This window comes from Aeromonas sp. S8(2024) (assembly GCF_041403085.1).
Taxonomy (GTDB): Bacteria; Pseudomonadota; Gammaproteobacteria; order Enterobacterales; family Aeromonadaceae; genus Aeromonas; species Aeromonas dhakensis.
Map to the genome: position 1 here is coordinate 302,599 of NZ_JBGLRF010000001.1, position 16,041 is coordinate 318,639.

Genomic DNA, 16,041 nt, shown 5'->3' on the forward strand with positions numbered 1-16,041 from the left:
TTTTCGATGCTACCGGATGTAGCCGCGCGCAAGGCTTTGCGCCCAATACAACAACGAGATGACAACGTCATGATGAGTACATCCCGTACCCTGCCAGAGATGGTGGGATGGGTCAGGCAGGAGGGGCTGGCATTGAGCCTGCCCACCGACCGGCTGGCCTTTCTGATTGCAATCAAGACCCTGTCCGAAGATGAGTCGGACCTGTCGGAAGCGGCCCTGCACGATGCCTTCGGCTACGTCAGCAATGCCTTCGGCCAGATGGACGAGACCCTCACCGGTCGCGCCAACAACGCCATCAACGATCTCATTCGCCAGCAGCTGCTGTCGCGTTTCAACACCGACATGGTGGCGGGGGAGAGCCTCTATCGCCTGTCGCGTCTTGGCATGAGCATCGTCGACTTCTTCATGGATCAGCGCCAGGTGGACTCCATCAAGCTCTCCATCCTGCTCGAGCACCTGGCGGCCGAGCTCGACACCGCCCGCAAGGCGGCGCTCGAGACCAATACCCGCGAGCAGTGGGATGCCGAGGTGCTGCCGCGCCTCACCTTCTCCCTGGAAGAGACCCTGGGGCGCATCGATCTCACCCAACGCGCCATGGATGAGCAGCAGAATCAGGTCAAAAGCGAGATCGCGGCCCTGCTGACCCAGAACTGGGTCGATGCCATCCACAGCTGCGAGAAACTGCTGCACGAGACCGGCCAGACCTTGCGCGAGCTGCAGGATACCCTGGACGCCGCCGGCCACCGCCTGCAGGCGGGGCTGCTCAACATTCAGGAAGCGGCGCAGGGGCGCGAGGATCTGTTCCACGTCGAAGAGCTGACCCACGCCCTGCAGGGGCGCCTTGACGTCATCACCAGCTGGGGCCAGCAGTGTATCGAGCTGTGGGCCCGCTACGACAGGCACGTCCACAAGTTCATCCGCAACGCCATCGACATGGACAAGAACCGCGCCTTCAGCCAGCGGCTGCGCGAATCCATCCGCAACTTCGATCAGCACAACTGGCAACTGCGGGTGGCCGAAGAGCCGCGCCTGCTGGAGCTGCGCGACGAGACCATCGCCATCCACGACGAGGAGGTGACCGGCGAGGTGCCCCTCGAGATGGAGTACATGGAGATGGTGGACATCAACCAGGAGCTGGCCGAGCGCATCGAGCGCTACCTGGCCCGCTACCCCGAGCAGGGTCAGCAGCTGGATCTCGCCGACGTGCTGCGCGAATACCTGCTGGACTACCCGGCCCATGCCCACTTCGACGTGGCGCGTCTTCTGATCGACCAGGCCGTGCGCCTGGGCCATGCCAGCGGCGAGCACCAGCTGCATCGTCAGCCCGCATGGAAACCCATTAACCAAGCTGGATCCAAGGTTCAGGCCTATGTCATTGATCAATACTGAGTTTCCCTTGCCGCTGCGGCTCGCAGAGGCGATTGCCAACCCCTTGTTTCCGCGCATCGACACCGCCCTGCGCTCCGGTCGCCACATCAGTGCCGACGAGTTCGAGCAGCACTCGGCGCTGGTGGAGTATCACCAGGAGCTGGAGATCTTCTACGGCCGCTATCAGGTGGAACTCATCAAGGCGCCGGAAGGCTTCTTCTACCTGCGCCCGCGCCCGAGCGCCGACATCGGCACCACCGTCCTCTCCGAGCTCGACATGCTGGTGGGCAAGGTACTCTGCTACCTCTACCTGAGCCCGGATCGGCTCGCCTCGGAAGGGGTGTTCGCCATGGGCGAGCTGCAGGAAGAGGTGCTGAGCCTGGCCGACGAGAAGCAGCTGCTGAGGATGGTCAACAGCCGCTCCGGTGGCACCGATCTGGACAAGAAGAAACTGCTGGAGAAGATCCGTACCTCCATGCGCCGCCTGCGTCGCCTTGGCATGATCACCGCCCTTGGCAACAGCGACAAATTCCGGGTCAACGAGTCGGTGTTCCGCTTCGCCGCGGACGTGCGCTCCGATGAGGATCCGCGCGCCGTGCAGCTGCGGATGATCCAGGAGGGGGAGGCTATCTTCCACGACGACGAAATGCCGAGCAGCGACTCGCTGTTTGATGACATCGAGGCGGACCTCGATGAAGAACAACTGGATCTGGAGGTATAAAGGTGCGAGGCAAGTTCAAATCCCTGACCATGGTCAACTGGAACGGCTTCTTCGCCCGTACCTTCGATCTCGATCAGCTGGTCACCACCCTCTCCGGCGGCAACGGTGCGGGCAAGTCCACCACCATGGCGGCCTTTATCGCGGCCCTCATCCCCGACCAGTCCCTGCTCCACTTCCGCAACACCACGGAAGCAGGTTCCAGCAGCGCCTCCCGTGACAAGGGGCTCTACGGCAAGCTGCAGCGCGGCCACTGCTATTCGCTGCTGGAGGTGATGAACAGCCGTGAGCAGCGGATCTGGGTCGGCGTGCACCTGGAGCAGGTGGCCAACCGTGACAACAAGGTCAACATCACCCCGTTTGCCCTGGTGGATGTGCCGGACAATCTGGCGCCCACCGATCTGTTGCTGGAGAAGCTCGACGACGGCAAGGGCCGGGTACGTGCCTTCGCCGATCTGAAAGGGGCGGCGGCGGAGCTTGGCGCCATCAAGGTCGCCAAGTTCAATACGGTGACCGACTATCACAACTTCATGTTCGAGTTCGGCATCACCCCGAAGAAGCTGCGTGATCAAAAAGATCGCGGCAAGTTCTACCGTCTGATCGAGGCCTCCCTCTACGGTGGTATTTCGTCTTCCATCAGCCGCTCCTTGCGCGAATACCTGCTGCCGGAAAACTCCGGGGTGCGCAAGGCGTTCCAGGACATGGAGGCGGCCATCTATGAAAACCGCCGCACTCTGGAGGCGATCAAGGAGACCCAGGGTCAGCGGGATCTGTTCAAGAACCTCATTACCGAGACCACCCACTATGTGGCGGCGGATTATGTGCGCAACGCCGCCGAGAAGAACCGCCTCTCCGAGCTGGCCCTCAAGGCCCGTCAGGAGCTTGCCGGCAAGCGTCGCCTGCTGGCCGAAGAGAAGCAGCGTGCTATCTATCTGGCCGACGAGGTAGAACAGCTCACCAACCGCGAGAAGTTGCTGACCGACGAGCTGGAGTCCGCCGCCGAGCACCTGGCCAAGGTGCTGGCCGCCGTGGCGCTGCAAAAGAAGATCGAGATGTATCGCGCCGATCTGGCGGATCTCTCTGACAAACTCGAACAGCAACAGGCGGTGGTGGAAGAGATCCACGGCCAGTTGCTGGAGGTGGAAGAGCGCAAGGAGCTGGCCCAGGCAGAAGTAGACAGCCTCAAGACCCAGCTGGCCGACTACCAGCAGGCGCTGGATATCCAGCAGACTCGCGCCATCCAGTACCGTCAGGCGGTGCAGGCCCTGGAAAACGCCCGCGAGCAGTGCGAGCTGCCGGGGCTGACCGCCGAACAGGCGAGCGACACCCTGCACCAGTTCCGCACCGCCGAGCAGAGCCTCACCCGCCGGGTGCTGGGAGCCGAGCAACAGCTGGCGCTGGCCAAGGCGGCGGTGGCCGAGCACGAAGCGGCGCTGGCGCTGCTTTTGAACATTGCCCCCGAGACTGCGCGCGAGGCCGCCTGGCCTACCGCCCAGGCGCTGCTCAAGCGTCATATCGAAGACAAGGCCCGCATCGCCCAGGGGCAGGGGCTGCGCGCCGCGCTGGCTCGCCTCGAGAAAGAGAGCGAAAGCCAGCAGGCGCTGCTGCGCTTGCGTGACGAGCTGCAGCAGGCCTCCGGTCAGCTGATCGCCAGCCAAGACGAGCTGGAGTTGTTTCTTGAGGCCCAGCGTACCCGTCAGGAGGAGCTGGCCGAGCAGCAGGCCGAGGTCAATCAGCGCCGTGCCAGCCTCGAGCATCAGGGCGCCCAGCTTGGCCGCGATATCGCGGAGCTGACCAAGCTGGCCCCGCGCTGGCTGAAATCCTTCGAAAAGCTCGAGCAGCTGCGCGAGCAGAGTGGCTTAGCCTTGGCCACCGCCGAAGAACTTTCTTCCGGCATGCAGAGCGTGCTCGACAAGGAGCGCGAGTTCGAGCAGGAGAGCAACCGCATCGCGGCGCAGAAACAGGCGCTGGAGCTGCAAATTCGCAACCTGCAGCTGGGGGCTGGCGAGGCAGATCCGCGCCTTGCCCGCATTGCCGAGCAGGTGGGGGGCGTGCTGCTCTCCGATGTCTACGACGACATCTCCATCGACGATGCCCCTTACTACTCCGCACTCTATGGCCCGGCTCGCAGCGCTCTGGTGGTGCTCGATCTCGAAGGCGCCATCGAGCGGCTGAAAAAGCTGGAAGATTGCCCGGAAGATATCTATCTCATCCAGGGCAACCCCGACTCCTTTGACGAGGATCTGGTGGAGGCCGACGAGCTGGGTGACGCCGTGCTGGTGCGCACCAGCAAGCGTCAGGTGCGCTTCTCCCGCTACCCCGAGCTGCCGCTGTTTGGCCGCGCCGCCCGGGAAAAGCGGATCGAGCAGCTCGACCTTGAGCGCGAAGAGCTGATCGAGGGCTACGCCAAGGCCGCCTTCGAGCAGCAGAAGTACCACCGCCTCTACGGTCACTTCCGCGACTTTATCGGCCAGCATCTGGATATCGCCTTCCGCCCCGACCCGGAAGCGGAAGTGCAGGCCAAACAGGCCGAGCAGCGCAAGCTGCAAGAGACCATCGCCGAGTGCAACAAGCAGCTGACCGAGGCCAAAGCGGCCGCCGCCCAGCTGACCCGCCATATCCAGCTGGTGCAGGGGATGCTGCCCTTTGCCCACCTGTTTGCCGAGACAGAGCTGGCTGCCCGCCTCGAGGCGGCTCACGCCGATGTGGAAGCGTTGAAACAGGCCGAAGCCTTTATCGCCAAGCACGGCAAGTCGCTCGAGAAGCTGGAAACCATGGTGCAGGTGCTGCGTCAGGATCCGCAGGATCTCTCTGCCCTACAGGCGGCGTTTGACGAAGCCAACGAATTGCTGGCCGAGCAGAAGCGCCGTTGCTACGCCCTCGATCAGCTGGTGGCCCGCCTGCCGCACTTTGCCTATCAGGATGCGCAAGACCTGCTGGGCAAGGCCTCCGAGATGAGCGAGCGACTCAAAGAGAAGCTGAAAGCTGCCGAGCTTGCCGCCCGCACCGCCGGTGAGCAGCACAAGCAGATTGCCCAGCGCCATACCGAGGCGCTGCAGCTGCGTACAGCCCTCAACTCCAGTGTTGAGGCCAAGCGCCAGACCCTGACCGAGTTCGAGCAGGAGCTGGCGGCCATGGGCCTGACGCTCTCTGACGATATGGAAGAGAAGGCGCGCGCCCACAAGAAAGAGATTGAAGAGCTGCTGATCCGCACCCGTTCCCGTCGCACCAGCGCCGAGGCCCAGCTGCAGGTAACCAAGCGGGAGATCGAATCCTTGGGCGGTCGTCTCAAGCTGGAAGGCAAGGATTACTACAGCGCCCGTAAATCCCTGGTGGGTCACAAGGCGAGCTGGTCGCGGGTGGTGCGGTTGGCGCGGGAGACCGACGTCGAGAAGCGCCTCAACAAGCGTGAACTGGCGTACCTCGACAGCGACGAGCTGCGTTCCATGTCGGACAAGGCCCTTGGCGCCCTGAGGGTGGCGGTGGCCCACGACGAAGCTCTGCGCGATGCGCTGCGACTGTCGGAGGGCAACCGCAGCACCGAGCAGAAGGTGGCCTTCTACGTGCAGGTCTACCGTTACCTTAAAGATCGCATTCGCAACGACATCATCCGCTCCGATGACCCGGTCGAGGCGATCGAGGAGATGGAGATCGAGCTGGCGCGTCTCGCTGACGAGCTCAAGCAGCGGGAAACCCATCTGTCGCTCTCCTCCCACGAGGTGGCGGCCAAGATCACCAACATCATTCGCCGCGAGCAGAACCGCATCCGGGTGCTCAACCAGGGCTTGCAGAACATCGCCTTCGGTCTGGTGCGAGGGGTGCGCCTCAACGTCAATATCCGCGAGGCCCACACCCGTCTGCTGACGGCGTTGGCCGATCAGACCGCCCTGCACAACGATCTGTTCGCCGACAAGGAGCTCAGCTTCTCCGAGGCGATGGCCAAGCTGTTCCAGCGCCTCAACCCGCAAGTGGAGCAGGGGGATCGCAGCTATCAGGTGATGGGCGACGTGCTGCTCGACTATCGCAACTACCTGGAGTTGGAGATCGAGGTGCAGCGCGGTGCCGATGGCTGGCTGCGGGCCGAGAGCGGCGCGCTCTCCACCGGCGAGGCGATCGGGACCGGTCAGGCCATCCTCTTGATGGTGCTGATCAGCTGGGAGGAGGAGTCCCGCCGTCTGCGCGGCAAGGACATCGCCCCCTGCCGCCTGCTGTTCCTCGACGAAGCGGCGCGGCTTGATGGCAAATCCATCGCCACCCTGTTCGAGCTGTGCGAGCGGCAGGACATGCAGCTGCTTATCGCCGCGCCCGAGAACATCAGCCCGGAGAAGGGCACCACCTACAAGCTCATCCGCAAGGTGCAGGGCAAGCACGAACACGTGCATGTGGTGGGTCTGCGCGGCTTTGGCTTCGCCGATGACAAGCTCATCGCCTGACAGAGGCTGACGGACGAGGTATGAAAACGGGAGGCTTGGCCTCCCGTTTTGTTTGGAAACTATGGCAAAGTAGCGGCGCGGCCATGGCAGGCCGGCACCACGCCGGTTTGCTCACGCCCACTACCGCTTCATTGGCACGACAACCCCGCAGGGGAGCAAGGACAAGGCACATGGTTGAAAAGGGGCAATTTTTGCGAAAGGGGCTGCTGCTGTCGCTCACCGTGCTGCTGGCCGCCTGCAGCAGTCGCTATGACGAGAGCCACGGCGGTAGCTGGCGCGGCTATAGCGAGACGGGGCTTGCCTCCTACTACGCCGATCGCTACCACAACAAGCGCACCGCCAGCGGCGAGCCTTACCAGCGCCATGCCAACACCGCCGCTCACATGGAGTTGCCCTTCGGCGCCATGGTGCGGGTCACCAACCTCGCCAACGGCAAGAGCGTGGTGGTCAGGGTCAACGACAGGGGTAATTTCCCGCGCGGGCGCATCATCGACCTTTCCAAAGCGGCCTTCAGCGCCATCGGCAATCCCCGCGCCGGGCTTATCAAGGTCAGGGTCGAGGTAGTGAATTAGCCAGCGATCTGAAAAGGGGAGTGCCATAAATCCATATGGTACTGACTGCTCCATCAGGGACGGGTTTGATTAAGCCCGCCAGATGGCCGGCCTAATCTGCCCCCATCACTGTGACGGGAGGTTCTACAGCCCGCCAGCCCAGCTCACTCTCGTAATGCTTCAGCCATATCCCCTGTCCCTTTACATTCATTTCTCCTTATCTCAAGACTGTCTCACCCTAACCCTGCCTCGCATATTGTTCCGACAAACGATGACAACAATCTCAAAATATTGATATTTAATTCATTTTGCTGTTTTTTGTTGAATTTGCAAAAAAAGTTTAAAAAAAGGGAGGCCTGATGCTATCTTAGGCGCAGTAACATTTATGAGGGAGTGAGAGCGTCATGACCATTGAACGATATGCCACCGACAAGCCTTTTCCCTTTGCCGATGCAGTGAAGGCGAACGGTTTTGTCTTCCTCTCTGGCCAGGTTTCGATGACTGCCAGTGGTGAGCCGCTGTATGGTTCGGTTGCGGAGCAAACCCGGCGGATTATGCAGTCGATAGACGGGACGCTGACACGGGCGGGCGTGAGCCTAGATCAGGTCGTCAGGGTGCAAGTGTGGCTGAGTGACATGAAACACTTTGCCGAATTCAACGCTGAGTATCGCACTTGGTTTTCAAATGGCTTCCCGGCTCGCTCGGTGACTAGCAGCGCGCTGGCATTTGGGCTGGATGTGGAAGTTGAAGTCCAGGCGACCGCTTCATAGAGAGAGAATTCACATGGACATGAAACATGGCAGTCTGATCACTGCCTTGACGGCATCCCTTGACACCCTTAGAACCACTATTCCCGCCAATACCGAAGCGGTATTACATGATCTGACCAGACCCGAGGCGTCCATCATCGCCATCGTCAATGGGCATGTAAGTGGCCGCAAGAAAGGGGATGCGCTGTTATCCGGACCGGATGATGACATGGGCTTTTTGGGGCTGCTCGAGGCCTCATCCGATATCAGGCACCGCACATTCAGCGGTTATGTTTCCAAGACGGCTTCCGGGAAGCGCTTGAATAGCGCATCGACAATCTATTACGGCGAGGGTGGCACTCCATTGGTGGCATTTTGCATCAATGTCGACATGGAAACTGTCAATCAATTGAAGCGCGATCTGGATTATCTTTTCCTGCCAGCCGGCATGGAAGAAGGGCTGGGTGGCAGGACGAGCAATATATCCATCCAGACGTTGGATGATGTGTTGCAGAGATATCGGCAGACAGGCTCAGAGAACAAGATTGACTTCAGAAGGCGCGTCGTATCAGACATTCATGGCATGGGGTTTTTCAAGATAAAAGGTAGTGTCAACCATGTCGCCAGAATGTTGGGGGTGACGCGATACACGATTTACAACTACCTGGAGAAATGCGATGAAGAGTAGTAGCTCGATAAAGATCCCCTTCTATCAAGTGGATGCGTTTACCTCTCAGCCTTTTGGCGGTAATCCGGCCGGGGTATGTCCTCTTGAGACGTGGCTGGATGATGAAGTGCTCCAGGCAATCGCCATTGAAAACAATTTGTCCGAGACTGCTTTCTTTATCCCGGCAGAGGATGGTTATCACTTGCGCTGGTTTACACCGGGGGTCGAAGTCGATTTGTGTGGGCATGCGACTCTGGCCGCGGCCTGGGTGCTTTTTAACAAGCTGGACCATGCTGGTGAGCGCATTCATTTTCACACCCGCAGCGGACTTCTTACCGTGACCCGCTCAGGCCATGAATACTGCATGGACTTTCCTGCCAAGGCGGTGACTCAGATAACGCCTCCATCGGGATTGTTGGCTTCACTCGGTATAGAAGAAGGGATCGTTGGGGTATGGCAATCTGATGATCTGATCGTGCTGGTGGATGACAGGCAGATCATCGACAGACTGGCCCCGGATTTCAATACGCTGGTGCAGTTTGATACCCGCGGTGTCATTGTGACGGCGGCCGATGAACGCTTCGATTTTGTCTCTCGCTGGTTTGGCCCTCAGGTTGGCGTCAACGAAGATCCGGTGACCGGCTCTGCGCATACCTTCTTGGCGCCGTTCTGGGCAGCACGAACAGGAAAGAAAGAGCTAATTGCCCAGCAAGGGGGGGCGCGCAAGGGCACATTGCGTTGTCTGGTACGGGATGACGGTCGCGTGGAGTTGTATGGTGAGGCTCGCATGACGATCGAAGGCTTCTTCCTGCTGTAGTGGTTCCAAACGCCTTATTACCTTGCCCTATCGGAGGCGGATGACGAGCGCTATCTGCTGGCGCGGTGCAAGAGGGAGTGGGTCGACGAGATAGGCCAGATGATAGAGGGGCATCACGCTCTGCGTTCCCGGCAAGATTCCCCCTTTGCCCTTGTGGAGCTCTTTCTCCGGGCCCCGACATCGTCGACTTCTCTCTTGGCATGGTGTGCGAGACACTCCTTCAACACCCTGCTGATGTTTTGCCGCTAAGGAGCAGGCTATAAAGAGAGACGTCATTCACAGGGAGGATCAGAACATGACTGACAAGCGCGCCATTCAGGCAGCGGCCATCCCCGAGCACAAGGCAAAGTCCCTTTATCCGGAGCCCTTTGCCTCCCTGGTCAAGCACCGCACCCGGCGCAGGCTGGGGGATCATTTCGGCCTCGCCAATTTCGGGGTCAATCTGACGACCCTGGCACCGGGGGCCATCTCGGCGCTCAAGCACCATCACGGCCTGCAGGACGAGTTCGTCTATGTGCTCTCGGGCAATCCCACCCTGCGCCACGGGGAGGAGGAGTACCGGATGTCGCCGGGGGAGTGCATCGGCTTCAAGGGCGGCAGCGGCCTGGCCCACCAGTTGCTCAACCACGGTGAAGTGGACGCCGTCTATCTCGAGGTGGGGGACAGGCTGCCAGGGGACACAGTCGACTATCCCGATGACGATCTGGCCCTGGTACAGGGTGCCGATGGCGCTTGGTCAGCCAGACACAAGGATGGCCGCCCCTACTAGGGGCGCCTATTCGCGCAATGAGAGAGACTTCCATGGTGTTCAGCCCCTTTTCTGCTGTCAGGGCAGAGGATTTTCTGCCGCTGCTCAACGACGAGACGCTGCGAAAGCACCTGATCCCTCACCCGCTTTTCGATGTGGCCGGGGTGTGCGACTGGATGGCGTACAAGCTGGGAGTCGACGCCCGGCCAGGCTGCCGCGTGCGTGCCATCTTCCTCGACGGCACCCTGGTGGGGTGGTGCGGCATCCAGCCCGATGACGAGGGGGTGGAGCTTGCCATTGTGCTCGCCAGGGCCGGCTGGGGAAGCGGCGTGGCGATTTTCAACGAGATGATGGGGTGGGCGAGGGAGCTTGGCCATCGGACGATCCTCTTTCACCTGCTGGATACCCGCCCGCCTTACCGCTCCCTCGCCAGACGGGCCATCTGGGTGAGGAAAACACGCCAGGGCGAACACCCTTTCACCACCTATTGCCTTGATGTTGAATCCTGGTCTGCAGACCCTTAGCCCTTAGCCAGGGGGTTGCAAGCCGTGCCGCCTCCTGGCGGGTAACGTTGACACCCTTTGCGCAATGATCCCTCCCGCTCGTTTGTTCCTCTGTGCACGGCGTGGTGAACACAGTGTTCATTCTGCCCCCCTATATGGCCCCCACCGTCCTGCCTACACTGGGCAACTTCTGATGGGGGTGCATCCGGCACTATAAATAGCTGTCCAGGCTGCACTCTCTAGTGTGTTGACGATGTAAAACGGAGAAGGATGGATGAAAAAAGAGACAGACAAACTGGTGTCTATCGCCGTGCTGAAGGCTCGCACCGGCATGAGAGAGCAACTGCGCCGCGAGCTGCTCAAGCTCATTGCGCCGACGCGGCGCGAGCTGGGCAACCTGGATTACGTGTTGTTTGAATTGCAGGAGGAGCCGGGCACCTTCTATATGCGCGAAGCGTTCGTCGATCAGGCCGCGCTGGATAGTCACTGCCAGACGGACTATTTCTAGGCCTTTGCCGTCCAGGCCGAGGTTCTGCTGGCAGAGCCGCTGCGGCTGATTTTTATGGAGGAGGTGAGCCTCCCTTAAACCCATCGGGCCCAAGGTTGGCCCGATTTCTTCCCATGCCCGGTGCCGCACCGGACGCTATCCCCCGTCATCTTCCCCTTGATTTGTTTTCCTGCATCCTCCGACGAGGGACGTCTCATCACACTTATGCCACCTGTTTGTACCTGCAACCTTTTCATCTCCAGATTGTTTAGTAAGATACCCAAATGAAAATCAATATTGGGGCCAAACCCCGCAGCATCGTCACCATCGCGGGGGCTGTGATGGGGGCATTGGTCGTCATGGCGCCGAACAGATCAGAGGGATGAAATGGAGATAACACTGGCAGGGAGCCCGCCAAGTGAGTGTGAACAGCGCTTTGCGGCCGTCAAAGAGGGGATCTTTCCCTATGTCGAGGCTGTGTTTGGCTGGGATGACGAGATGCAGCGTGAGCGGTTGACCAGCGAATATGAGCCGCACTGGTTTTCGTGGATCCTGGTAGAGGGCGAGCGAGTCGGCCTGCTCTGCTGCAAGCCATACGAGGATGCGCTGCACGTCCATCTGCTGATCATCTTCCCTCGCCATCAGGGCCGGCAGCTTGGTTCTGCCGTCATGGCGCAGCTGCAACGGGAAGCGGCATGTGAGGGGAGACTCCGGGTGACCCTGTCGAGTTTTACCGCCAATCAGGGGGCGCTGCGGTTTTATCGGCGCCTCGGTTATCAGGTGGTGGCGGAGGAGCCGGCGTTCGTCTCCTTGTCCCGACCGGTGACGAGGGAAGAGTCATGGGGTGCCCATGGTTGAGGGAGCGTATTGATGGCAAGGCTGGATATTTTAACGGTTCCCGACCCCAGGTTGAGAGTCAAGGCCGAGCGGGTTGAGGATATTGCGGCCGTGCAAGGCCTGATCGATGACATGCTGGAGACCCTCTATGCCACCGACAATGGTATTGGTCTCGCCGCCACGCAAGTGGGGCGCAAGGAGGCCATCGTCATCATCGACCTGTCGGAAAAACGGGATCAGCCGCTGGTATTGATCAATCCGCAAGTGATAAGCGGCACTGACCCAGCGCTTGGGCAAGAGGGGTGTCTGTCCGTTCCCGATTATTACGCCGACGTCGAACGTTACAGCACAGTGGTGGTGTCGGCGCTGGATCGTCATGGTTCGCCTATCACCCTGAAGAGCAGCGATTTCCTGGCCATCGTGTTGCAGCATGAGATCGATCATCTGCAGGGAAATCTGTTTATCGATTATCTCTCGCCGCTCAAGCGCACTATGGCGTTGAAGAAGGTAAAAAAGCACCTCAAGGTGACATGACGCGATATTTCATGCGGCACGTTACATAACCATTTGATTATCTGCACAGGATGACGGGGTAACCATGTACAAGGTTGGTATTGTTTTATTTGATGATTTCACCGATGTGGATTTTTTCTTGATGTATGACCTGCTTGGGAGAAGCAAAGATAGCTGGTCGGTGAAGATACTGGGAACCAAACCGGAGCATGGCTCTGCACTGGGTATCAACGTAAAGACGGATGGAAATGTGACGGAAGCCCGTGATCAGGATGTGGTGCTGATCACCAGCGGGCAGCGTGGCATCCCTGCCGCGCTGCAGGACCATGAGTTCATGTCCGCGTTGCGACTGGAGCCGCAGCGGCAGCTGATTGGCTCAATATGCGCAGGTTCATTCATATTGCATGAACTGGGTTTGCTGAAGGGAAAGAAATTGACAACCAACCCTGCAGCCAAAGCCCGGTTGCTGGAGATGGGGGGAGATGTTCAAGACTCTCCCCTGGTAGTGCAAGGAAATATTGCAACGGCAGGCGGCTGCCTCTCCTTGGTTTATTTGATTGGCTGGGTGGCCGAACGGTGTTTTGGTCCGGAGAAGCGCAGGTTGATCCAGTCTCAACTTATTCCTGCCGGACAAATGGAAATCTTCGAAAAACTGATATCTTCCACCATCAGAGATGCTGAGAATGCATTTGACTGATGTCATCCAATGCTCCTGAGCTCGGTTCAGACCATGATAAGCAAGCGCTATGACAAGGATGGTGAATGAACCTCGCGTTCAACAGGGTCAATTTGGCCCGTGACTACGATTTTTGTGTGGCAGCGCGCCGGGACGCCTATGTGTGCAGCTTCCATCGCGACGACGGATTTGACGCGTTCCTGGCGGGCTATCGGGAACGGATGACGACGAGGCTGACCAGCCGGGAGTGGCATTATCTGCATGTATGGCGCGGTGGCGAAATAGTAGGGCAGCTGGAATTTCGTACCTCTTCATCCGAGCCGGATAGCGGCTACGTTCACCTGATCTATTTGACGCCGCAGGCGCGCGGACAGGGCCTGGCCGCATTGCTGCTCCAACACGTTGCCCACACAATGCAGCAGGCCGGTTGCCGGCGGGCAGTGCTGTCGGTCAGCCGCCTCAACCTGCGTGCGCTGCGTTTCTATCGACGCTGCGGGTGGCACTATCTTGGGCCAAACCCCAAGCATGCCGAGACAGATTTTTATGAATACCGGTTGCCGGACCCGGCTTGAAACTGGGCAAGCGATCTGAGCCGAAGACGGTGGGAGCACATCCGCGCCCTGAATGACGATATGAACAGGGCAGGCTGCAAGCCACTGAAGGAGATGAGATGAACAAGGTGCAGTGGGCTGTTGGTGGGAAAGGCAAAGCGCCGGGAAAGATGGCGCTTCGCTGGGGGAGTCTGGTGCTGGTGTCGCTGCTGGGCTGGCTGCTGGCTATGATGCCGGCCCACGCCGAGGAGCCGCTGCTCGGCGCCGAGTATCAGCCCTTGGTACAAAAGGTGATCGATGCCGCCAAGGTGCGTGATCAGCAGGCGCTGGCCCGCCAGATCAAGTATCCCTTCAAGCGGGAGTATCCCATCCCCGCCATCAAGAGCCCGGCCGAGATGCTGGCCCGTTTCGACGAGGTGTTTGATGAGGTCATTTTAAAGCGCATCGCCAGCTCCCGGGCCGGGCAGGATTGGCAGGCCATGGGCTGGCGCGGCATCATGCTTGGCAGTGGCGAGGTGTGGCTGGATTTCGATGGCAAGGTGATCGGCATCAATCATCAGACGGCGCAGGCAGCAAAACGCAAAGCTGAGCTTGTCGCCAAACAGAAAAGCGACCTTTATCCCGGCCTGCGGGAGTACAAACGCCCCGAGTTGATGTGGCAGACCGAGAAATTTACCATCCGCATCGACGAGCTGGGGGATGGCCGCTATCGCTACGCCTCCTGGGCCAAGGGCAAGGCACTCAGCGACAAGCCGGATCTGGTGCTGAAAAATGGGACCGTCAGGATGGAGGGCTCGGGAGGCAACCACACCTTTCAATTCACCAGCGGCCCTTACCGCTATGAGTGTGCCGTGACCGTTTTGGGTGAGCAGGGCATGCCGCCGGGTGAGCTGGTGGTCTATCAGAACGAGATCGCCATCATGCACCAGCCGGTGATCAAGGCGCTCTGAGATTCCGAGCGTTCAACGCGCAGCCCGGCCCTGTGCGGTGGTCATCTTCAATGGGCTGACGGTATTAGCCCTGCGGCATCCTGACCCCCTTGTCGAGGTAGAGGCTGCTGTAGTGGGCGCGATGGGTGACGAACATCACCTGATGGCGGCTGCCATCGGAGAGGATGATGAAATCACCGGCCTGGGCGGGGCTGTGCAGGCTGATCTCATGTTCGGGGGCTGTCAACTTGTCGACCTCCTCCTTGAAGGTGAGGGTGTAAGAATACATAGGGTGCTCCACTGCAGGACCTTATACAGACACGCCTCAAAGGTAGTTGCTGCCGCCCGGCTCTGCGGCGCCCAAGCGGCACCCGTGTACCATTTAATTTACCGGCCACGGCGGGCTCGCTATCTTATGGAAAGCGGCCTGCGGTATGTGCAAGCACAGTCGGCAGGCCAGGGTTATCAGCCATCGTCAGGAGCAAGTCATGACAGAGCCAGCAGCACAGTGGAAACCCGAGTTGGTGCGTATTGCCGCCTTCTCTTCTGGGGAGGCGGGAGGCAATCCGGCTGGGGTCTGGCTTGGTGCTCAGCTGCCCGCTGCCGAGGAGATGCAGCGCATCGCCGCCGAGGTGGGTTTTTCGGAGACGGCCTTTGCCGCGCCGCTCGCCATCGCCGATGGGCCGGCCAGGACGGCGGCGCCGCAGTGGCGAGTGCGTTACTTCTCTCCACTGGCCGAGGTGCCTTTTTGCGGCCATGCCACCATTGCCCTTGGGGTGGCGCTGGGCCGTCGGGTTGGCCCCGGTGAGTATGGGTTGCAGCTCAATCAGGCCACCATTTCGGTCTCGAGCTGGCTGGATGGGGAAGGGGAGTGGCAGGCGGCGCTGCAATCGCCCCCCACCAGCAGCAAGCCAGCCCCCGCCGCGCTGGTGAGCGCCGCGCTGGCGCTGTTTGGTTATACCCGGGCAGATCTGGATCCCCGCATTCCGCCGGCCCTTATCCATGGCGGCGCCGATCATCTGGTGCTGGCCCTCAACAGCCGCACGGCCCTGGCGGCCATGCACTACGAGATGGCCGCGGGGCGCACCCTGATGCAACAAGAGGGGCTGGTCACCATCTTGCTGGTTCACGCCGCCCGCGAGCAGCTGTTTCATACCCGCAACCCCTTTGCCTATGGTGGCGTCTATGAAGATCCCGCCACCGGCGCGGCCACCGCAGCCTTTGCCGGTTACCTGCGGGACCTGCACTGGCCCCACGGTGGCATCATCGATCTCTTGCAGGGGGAGGAGATGGGGATGGCATCGCACCTGCACGCCGAGATCCCCCCCGAGCCCGGCAGTTCAATCCGGGTATTTGGCCGGGCCCGTCTGATGTGACCGTCAGACAATGAAAAAAACCGCCAACTGGCGGTTTTCTTATTGTGCCGGCCCTTATTTCAGGGCTTTCTTCAGCTTCTTGATCTTGCTCTCGTGCTTGGCAATTTTCTCGAGGCGG

Annotated in this window: 16 protein-coding genes and 1 pseudogene; 16 read left to right on the top strand and 1 reads right to left on the bottom strand. The window is 60.2% G+C overall.

The annotated features are described in order from the left end of the window. The first annotated feature begins 69 nt into the window (after nucleotides 1–69). The 15 genes and pseudogenes from mukF to ACB031_RS01370 all read left to right on the top strand — a co-directional run bounded on the left by mukF (nucleotide 70) and on the right by ACB031_RS01370 (nucleotide 14,568). Nucleotides 70–1,389 (top strand): chromosome partition protein MukF, encoded by a 1,320-nt coding sequence (mukF, locus tag ACB031_RS01300; RefSeq protein WP_005300519.1) that lies wholly within the window; start codon nucleotides 70–72, stop codon nucleotides 1,387–1,389. Next, nucleotides 1,370–2,089: a chromosome partition protein MukE gene (gene mukE, locus ACB031_RS01305; protein WP_005300522.1), complete on the top strand. Its 720-nt coding sequence runs from the start codon at nucleotides 1,370–1,372 to the stop codon at nucleotides 2,087–2,089. Before mukF ends, mukE begins: the two co-directional genes overlap by 20 nt. A 2-nt stretch (nucleotides 2,090–2,091) precedes the next feature. Beyond that, nucleotides 2,092–6,519 carry a chromosome partition protein MukB gene (gene mukB / locus ACB031_RS01310; protein ID WP_371138853.1) on the top strand — a complete coding sequence of 1,476 codons (4,428 nt, stop codon included), beginning with the start codon at nucleotides 2,092–2,094 and terminating at the stop codon, nucleotides 6,517–6,519. Nucleotides 6,520–6,689: 170 nt separating this feature from the next. Further along, nucleotides 6,690–7,091: a septal ring lytic transglycosylase RlpA family protein gene (locus tag ACB031_RS01315; protein WP_168967602.1), complete on the top strand. Its 402-nt coding sequence runs from the start codon at nucleotides 6,690–6,692 to the stop codon at nucleotides 7,089–7,091. A gap of 383 nt (nucleotides 7,092–7,474) precedes the next feature. Then, a complete protein-coding gene (locus ACB031_RS01320) occupies nucleotides 7,475–7,840 on the top strand; it encodes a RidA family protein (protein ID WP_017787994.1) in 366 nt (121 codons plus the stop codon). A 13-nt stretch (nucleotides 7,841–7,853) separates the two neighbouring features. Further along, nucleotides 7,854–8,507 (top strand): transcriptional regulator, encoded by a 654-nt coding sequence (locus ACB031_RS01325; RefSeq protein WP_017787995.1) that lies wholly within the window; start codon nucleotides 7,854–7,856, stop codon nucleotides 8,505–8,507. Continuing rightward, entirely contained in the window at nucleotides 8,497–9,303 is an 807-nt protein-coding gene (locus ACB031_RS01330; protein ID WP_017787996.1) for a PhzF family phenazine biosynthesis protein, read from the top strand. The genes ACB031_RS01325 and ACB031_RS01330 overlap by 11 nt, the downstream gene beginning before the upstream one ends. Before the next feature lie 295 nt (nucleotides 9,304–9,598). Then, nucleotides 9,599–10,072 (top strand): cupin domain-containing protein, encoded by a 474-nt coding sequence (locus tag ACB031_RS01335; protein ID WP_017780162.1) that lies wholly within the window; start codon nucleotides 9,599–9,601, stop codon nucleotides 10,070–10,072. A gap of 17 nt (nucleotides 10,073–10,089) precedes the next feature. After that, nucleotides 10,090–10,575: a GNAT family N-acetyltransferase gene (locus tag ACB031_RS01340; RefSeq protein ID WP_017782927.1), complete on the top strand. Its 486-nt coding sequence runs from the start codon at nucleotides 10,090–10,092 to the stop codon at nucleotides 10,573–10,575. A gap of 253 nt (nucleotides 10,576–10,828) precedes the next feature. Beyond that, a pseudogene (locus ACB031_RS01345) lies at nucleotides 10,829–11,140 on the top strand (putative quinol monooxygenase). Between the two features lie 288 nt (nucleotides 11,141–11,428). Continuing rightward, nucleotides 11,429–11,899 carry a GNAT family N-acetyltransferase gene (locus ACB031_RS01350; protein ID WP_371138854.1) on the top strand — a complete coding sequence of 157 codons (471 nt, stop codon included), beginning with the start codon at nucleotides 11,429–11,431 and terminating at the stop codon, nucleotides 11,897–11,899. Nucleotides 11,900–11,911: 12 nt separating this feature from the next. Further along, a complete protein-coding gene (gene def, locus ACB031_RS01355) occupies nucleotides 11,912–12,412 on the top strand; it encodes a peptide deformylase (RefSeq protein WP_267996958.1) in 501 nt (166 codons plus the stop codon). 64 nt (nucleotides 12,413–12,476) lie between these two features. Continuing rightward, nucleotides 12,477–13,088 (top strand): DJ-1/PfpI family protein, encoded by a 612-nt coding sequence (locus tag ACB031_RS01360; protein ID WP_017785287.1) that lies wholly within the window; start codon nucleotides 12,477–12,479, stop codon nucleotides 13,086–13,088. A 65-nt stretch (nucleotides 13,089–13,153) separates the two neighbouring features. Next, on the top strand, nucleotides 13,154–13,639 hold the full coding sequence (locus ACB031_RS01365; protein ID WP_017780155.1) for a GNAT family N-acetyltransferase: 486 nt from the start codon (nucleotides 13,154–13,156) through the stop codon (nucleotides 13,637–13,639). 98 nt (nucleotides 13,640–13,737) lie between these two features. Further along, a complete protein-coding gene (locus tag ACB031_RS01370; protein ID WP_139397584.1) occupies nucleotides 13,738–14,568 on the top strand; it encodes a hypothetical protein in 831 nt (276 codons plus the stop codon). A 64-nt stretch (nucleotides 14,569–14,632) separates the two neighbouring features. Here ACB031_RS01370 and ACB031_RS01375 read toward each other — a convergent pair whose 3' ends face one another. Next, a complete protein-coding gene (locus ACB031_RS01375) occupies nucleotides 14,633–14,836 on the bottom strand; it encodes a hypothetical protein (protein ID WP_005300545.1) in 204 nt (67 codons plus the stop codon). Between the two features lie 199 nt (nucleotides 14,837–15,035). Between ACB031_RS01375 and ACB031_RS01380 the strand changes: the two genes are divergently transcribed. Continuing rightward, entirely contained in the window at nucleotides 15,036–15,923 is an 888-nt protein-coding gene (locus ACB031_RS01380; protein WP_139397587.1) for a PhzF family phenazine biosynthesis protein, read from the top strand. Nucleotides 15,924–16,041 lie beyond the last annotated feature (118 nt).